This window comes from Zarconia navalis LEGE 11467 (assembly GCF_015207075.1).
GTDB lineage: Bacteria > Cyanobacteriota > Cyanobacteriia > Cyanobacteriales > Geitlerinemataceae > Zarconia > Zarconia navalis.
Map to the genome: position 1 here is coordinate 1 of NZ_JADEXN010000386.1, position 5479 is coordinate 5479.

The following is a 5479-nucleotide window of genomic DNA, read 5'->3' on the forward strand; positions in this document are numbered from 1 at the left end:
TACCAATACCCGCCTTCTTCGCTTAAAAATGGCGCGCCGTAATGACTTTGGCGGGTGAAGTGATGGTCTCCTTTTCCGACGCTATTCCAGGGGTAATTGAGATAACAACCGATGGGGGGAATTCGGGGATAGTCTGGGGGCAATAAGAACAATAAATCGGAGTTGGAAACGGCAAATTTTTGGGTAGATAACGGCATTCCTTTAATCAGAACGGCGTTGTATTGAATTCGGTTAACAGTTTTGCAACCTAATATGACATTTTTCGCCACTTTTTCGAGCAATTGCAGTTCTGCCAGAATTCGAGAACTGGTTTGGAGACTTTTGCTAATAGAAAGGGTCATAAGTTTCGAGATTTCTAGAGGGTAAAAAGCTGAAAACTGATGGCTGACGGCACGAGGGCTACTTACATTCCTTTGACGATTTTGGGAACGCTCCAAACCTTTGCCCCTTCTTTGAGAGCATCGGTTTCTTTGAGGGGTTTCGTTCCTCCAAAACCTTCTTCCATCACGTCGTCGTTGCCAATTTCGGGAAGTCTCGCTCTCAATTCTTCGACGGTTGCACCTTCGGGTAAGTCGATGAGTTTTCCGTTAATGACTGCTCGCATTTTTGTGTCCTTTTTTATCTAATTCGTTTTATCTAAGCTGTCGTATATAAGCCGTAGAGTGGGCAGCATTTTTTTTGTTGTTGCTAAAAGAATTTAGCGAGTTGCTGCCCACACGATCGATTTGTGGGTTGCGGACAAACCGAACTAGCGAACTCCACCGCTTACCCATGAGTTGACATCGCGTTCGATCGCATTTTGCGAGGATTCGACGGCGCAAGAGGGATTGCGAGAAATTAGCAAATTCGCGACATTTAAACCCAAGCTAGAAGCCAAGACGATCCAAAACAGGCGGCTGTAAATTTTGCGAAGTTTCTGTACCGATAAACCTAGAGAATTGATTTGTTGTAGGGATTCGTTTGTTGGTGAAGCGGGAGGAAGTGCTTGTTGCATTTCTAGGCGATCGAATTTGCGATCGATTTGTTCGACGAGTTGTTTCACTTCATGGAGTTCGGAAGAATTCATAATAATCAGTTTGCCGTTGATGGTGTTCATCATTTTTTGTGCGAAAGTATTCAAAGTATTCATGGGGGTCATCATAGTTTTAGAAAAGGTAAGAATGGTTGATTGAATTAGATGTAAGTATTCATCTTTGACTCCCCTCTCACCGAGGGGCTGGGGGCGCGACAATTTGTGGCTGTGGCTAAATTCTTACAACTTGACAAGTTAGAATTTAACGAAATCGATACAGAAAGTTCCGCGTAACTATTCAGCTTTTATAGGGTTTGAAGCTGATGGCTGATGGCGCAAAGCTAAATGCTTGTAATGCCACTCAGTCAAAAACATTAGCGTTGCCGATTCGGTGGTAGTCGCGATCGTTTTTTTTGGCGGCGAAGCTGTCGAAAACACCGATTAAATCGATGACGCTGCTCGCTGCCATTTTCAAGTCGTTTCCGAGGGATTGTTCCACCGAAGCCACTTCCACTCGGATTCCCCGCCGCCGCAACTTTTCGGCAAGGTAAGCAAAATCGGAGTCTCCGGTGACTAAAACGACGATATCCGGACGGACTTCAATGGCGAGTTCGATGGCATCCATCGCCATGACGATATCGATATTGGTTTCGTATTCGTCGCCTTTGGCTTTGCCTTCTTTGAGAACGACTAAGAAACCGTTACTTTTCGCCCAGTAGACAAATTTCTCTTTGGTTTTTCGCTGTTCTTCAAAGCGTTCTCGGGCTGGGGGCAGTCCGACGTAAATCACCATTTCGATGAGTTCTCGACCTTCTTGGGGGTCGGCGAGATAATCGCGAATTTTCTGCCAGTCGAGGCGACGGTTGAAGCTTTGGGCAGCTAAAAAGGTATTGTCGCTGTCGGCGAGAATTAAGACGCGACGAGAGGTTTTCACATTTCAACTCCCTGGTGGTTGTTTGCTATTCGCTATTAAACACCCACCCTGGAAAGCTCCTTTTCCACTAGGAAGTCACAAAAAAAAGGTGGAATGAATCCACCTTGCTCGTTTCGATATTCCAACTAATCTGATTTAACCCAATCAGTAGGGGGTAGAGGAGTTCGCAAAACCCCGCGGGCTAATTTGTTTCCAACTAATCTGATTTAACCCAATCAGTAGGGCAGTTTGGTGAAGATGAGATGGGTAATCGGTACGTAGGTTTCCAACTAATCTGATTTAACCCAATCAGTAGGGGGTGTCCCTTCGGAAGCTGCAACGATCGAGTGAACAAGTTTCCAACTAATCTGATTTAACCCAATCAGTAGGGGTGTTCGGGGTGTTGCCAGCGAAAGTGTGCTGAAAGGTTTCCAACTAATCTGATTTAACCCAATCAGTAGGGCTGGTTATGCACCCGCAGGGCAAAACCGTCCGAATCCTCGTGTTTCCAACTAATCTGATTTAACCCAATCAGTAGGGCATTGATGGCGACCCCATTGATGGCGACCCCATTCGTTTCCAACTAATCTGATTTAACCCAATCAGTAGGGAGTTTTCATTGAGGTTGAAATTAATGGTGAACTCAAAGAAGTTTCCAACTAATCTGATTTAACCCAATCAGTAGGGGAGAAAAAAGCAGAATCCAACAATTCGTCTTCTGTAAGTTTCCAACTAATCTGATTTAACCCAATCAGTAGGGATGTTCAAACACTTCGTGTGTGGATTATTTGGAAACAGAGACTATAATCGTTTCCAACTAATCTGATTTAACCCAATCAGTAGGGCTTGACCTCATCATTCCAAGGGTATGTGCCGATGTTTCCAACTAATCTGATTTAACCCAATCAGTAGGGGTAACACACGTGATTTGGGAGGATTATGGCTTCAGTTTCCAACTAATCTGATTTAACCCAATCAGTAGGGGGGAAATGTTCAACGTCACCGCGCTGCAACTGTCTGACTGTTTCCAACTAATCTGATTTAACCCAATCAGTAGGGGTGATTAAAGCATATGATGCTGGAATCACGGGGAAATTGTTTCCAACTAATCTGATTTAACCCAATCAGTAGGGGAACTCGCTGAGTTCGTGCTTTGTAACTCTTACCGTGTTTCCAACTAATCTGATTTAACCCAATCAGTAGGGTGTTCGTCTGTAGAACCCAGACAGAACAAGAGTTTTGAGCCTCAAAATGACCCATCTCCCTCTTGCAGTATAAATCGAGTCTGCGCGCAGGGCAACTGACACCCCTCAATCCCCGTCTCTGTAAGGATTTGAACCATCTCCACGAAAGAATGGGGGTTTGGGCGATTTCCCAAGACGGGTCAAGAAAAACCAAGCAACGGGTTAGATTCACCCAACCCCTTTTCCCAGCGTGATTTAGGGAATTTTTCTCGCGTTGTACGTAAATCAATTTTCCTTTGACCCATCTCAGACCGCTTGAATGCCCAAAATCGAGAAATTGGCAGCTTCTCCAGATGAGCTTGAGCCATGCCCATCGAAGAGAGAGAGATTCAAAAATATATGGAGTCAGGGTTACAGCCATACGACGACGAGTGGATTCGAGCAATTGATTCCCGAAAAACAGGCGAGAAAGGGAGGTTTCCCCTTTTACCCATAGAAAAGGGGATGTCTATGAAAATGAAACGAGGAGCGTTCGGAAATAGGAGCGTGTTTTTTGCGATCTATCAAACAATATAATATGTCGGCGGTTCTTGGGGTCGTTCGCTGCCGAGGGTGAGAACGTTCGATGCAGCTTCGGGGGATAGCCAGTAGAAGCGAACGTTATCTTCATCCAACTTCACCTTCGTTTTCACCTTGGCATAGAGCAACCGCATTTCATCCAGGCTGATGAAACACTCGAACACGGAATACTGAACCCGCCTGCCGTATCCTTCTAAAAACTTCGCCAGTCGCGTTCGCCGCTTATCGTCGGGAATATCGTAAACGACAATAACCATTTTTGGAGCTGAGTATTTGTCGGGTAGGGGTCAACAGCCGTTGACCCCGACTCCCGTTCGCCCCTACGATTTTATAGCACTACGCATTAAAGTTAGGACGTGCGACAAAGCGACAAGCAAGCTTTAGTCAGGTTTTCGCTGAGCGCTGAGTGCTATAGTGCCTCATGCCAGTCTCGAAAATGGCTCGTAAGCAACCCCGCGTTGGAGACTGCGCTTATAACGCCGAATCTGTAACCCAACAGCTTGTCGGTACGTCACCAGGGATTGTAAGTCGGGATGGGAAACTTCTTCGTTCATCTGTTTTTCTAGTTGGTCTAAAAATGTGCGTCGTGCTGAGGCAGTCAGGTAAATTCCCGCAGAAGACCGAGTGGGTTCAAAGTCATTAAATTTAATAATCTTTTTGTTAATCACTTTTAGTACTAAGCTATCGACAATCGGCGAGCGAAACTCCTCCATCAAATCAAAAGCCAGATAGGTTTTGCGGTCTTCTCCATAGTGGAGATTGCCAAAATAGGGCGATAACCCTTCGGCGATAATCAAACTCACCACGTTGTTGAGCAAAATCGTGTATCCAAAGCTCAGCAATGCATTCACCGGGTCTGTGGGAGGGTGGCGAACTCGCTTGGCAAACTGAAACTCCCGATTGGTAATCAGCTGACCCCAAGCCGGAAAATACCGCGCCGCGCCAATTCCTTCGTATCCGCGCAACGTATCGAGATTATCGACTCGTTCTAGGGATGCTAAATCGGCGGTTATCCCTTCTACGGCTTGCATAACTGTTGCCACTTTCCGCTTCCGATTGAATCGCAACAGTAACTGCTTGGAATTCAACAGCTTGCCGCGAATAATACTCCGGGAGGTTTCTCGCTGAAAGTCTTCTTCTTTGTGCTTCTTTATCTGAATGATTTCACTATCGAGATGCAAGGGATTTAAACTCCACAGATGCCCTCGATATTGCCCGGACGAACTCAAAAATAAAACCGGAATTTGTTCTTGCAAGCACGCAGCTATCACTTGAGTGGTCAGTTGAATGTTGCCAAAAATCAAAATACGATCGATTTCCCGAATGGGAATTTCGAGTTTTTCGCCGGGGGCAACACAAACCACAAACCGCAAATGTTCTTTATAAACCGTCGTGCCTTGGTCGGTCAAATATAAGGTTGCCATATCTCGATTCCAAATTCGCTTCCATTGTTGATAAGCTGCCACCACCGTTTGATTCTGGTGATTTTTAGACTTGAAATTCACAAGTTCTAAAACGCCTAAAAAATTTTCCAGCGCGAATTGCGGCAATTTGACTTCTTTTTTTGGGACTTCTTTTTTTTTTGAGATTGTCTCGATGAACGCGACGATTTTTTCTGCTGTTTTTCTGACCCAGACTTCACCTTTTCTTTTGATGCCTCCGCTGGAAAAATAGCATTTTCCAAAAAAGCATGACCGAGAAACCGAAACCCGCGATCGAAATTCGTCACTTGCGTTTTCTGCGGGTGCAATTCCAAGCCAATTCCACTCAAAAACTGCCGCATTTCTGAGA

The 5479-nt window shown here is 45.3% G+C and carries 6 protein-coding genes and 1 CRISPR repeat array; all 6 genes read right to left on the minus strand.

All coding sequences use genetic code 11. The features are described from left to right. Positions 1 to 341 (minus strand): E2/UBC family protein (locus IQ235_RS17605; RefSeq protein ID WP_264322730.1); only part of this gene is annotated, 341 nt, incomplete at its 3' end. A 62-nt stretch (positions 342 to 403) separates the two neighbouring features. Continuing rightward, positions 404 to 604 carry a hypothetical protein gene (locus IQ235_RS17610; RefSeq protein WP_264322731.1) on the minus strand — a complete coding sequence of 67 codons (201 nt, stop codon included), beginning with the start codon at positions 602 to 604 and terminating at the stop codon, positions 404 to 406. 144 nt (positions 605 to 748) lie between these two features. After that, on the minus strand, positions 749 to 1141 hold the full coding sequence (locus IQ235_RS17615; protein WP_264322732.1) for a hypothetical protein: 393 nt from the start codon (positions 1139 to 1141) through the stop codon (positions 749 to 751). Positions 1142 to 1373: 232 nt separating this feature from the next. Then, positions 1374 to 1946: a LabA-like NYN domain-containing protein gene (locus IQ235_RS17620; protein ID WP_264322733.1), complete on the minus strand. Its 573-nt coding sequence runs from the start codon at positions 1944 to 1946 to the stop codon at positions 1374 to 1376. Positions 1947 to 2063: 117 nt separating this feature from the next. Continuing rightward, positions 2064 to 3130: a CRISPR direct-repeat array (repeat unit 36 nt; unit sequence GTTTCCAACTAATCTGATTTAACCCAATCAGTAGGG). A 542-nt stretch (positions 3131 to 3672) separates the two neighbouring features. Then, positions 3673 to 3945 carry a CRISPR-associated endonuclease Cas2 gene (gene cas2 / locus IQ235_RS17625; RefSeq protein ID WP_264322734.1) on the minus strand — a complete coding sequence of 91 codons (273 nt, stop codon included), beginning with the start codon at positions 3943 to 3945 and terminating at the stop codon, positions 3673 to 3675. A 162-nt stretch (positions 3946 to 4107) separates the two neighbouring features. Beyond that, on the minus strand, positions 4108 to 5479 hold a 1372-nt coding region (gene cas1 / locus IQ235_RS17630; RefSeq protein WP_264322735.1), incomplete at its 5' end, for a CRISPR-associated endonuclease Cas1.

Coding starts and splice junctions, on each gene's coding strand:
- IQ235_RS17610 (WP_264322731.1), bottom strand. CDS start 604: ATGCGAGCAGTCATTAACGGAAAACTCATCGACTTACCCGAAGGTGCA.
- IQ235_RS17615 (WP_264322732.1), bottom strand. CDS start 1,141: ATGATGACCCCCATGAATACTTTGAATACTTTCGCACAAAAAATGATG.
- cas2 (WP_264322734.1), bottom strand. CDS start 3,945: ATGGTTATTGTCGTTTACGATATTCCCGACGATAAGCGGCGAACGCGA.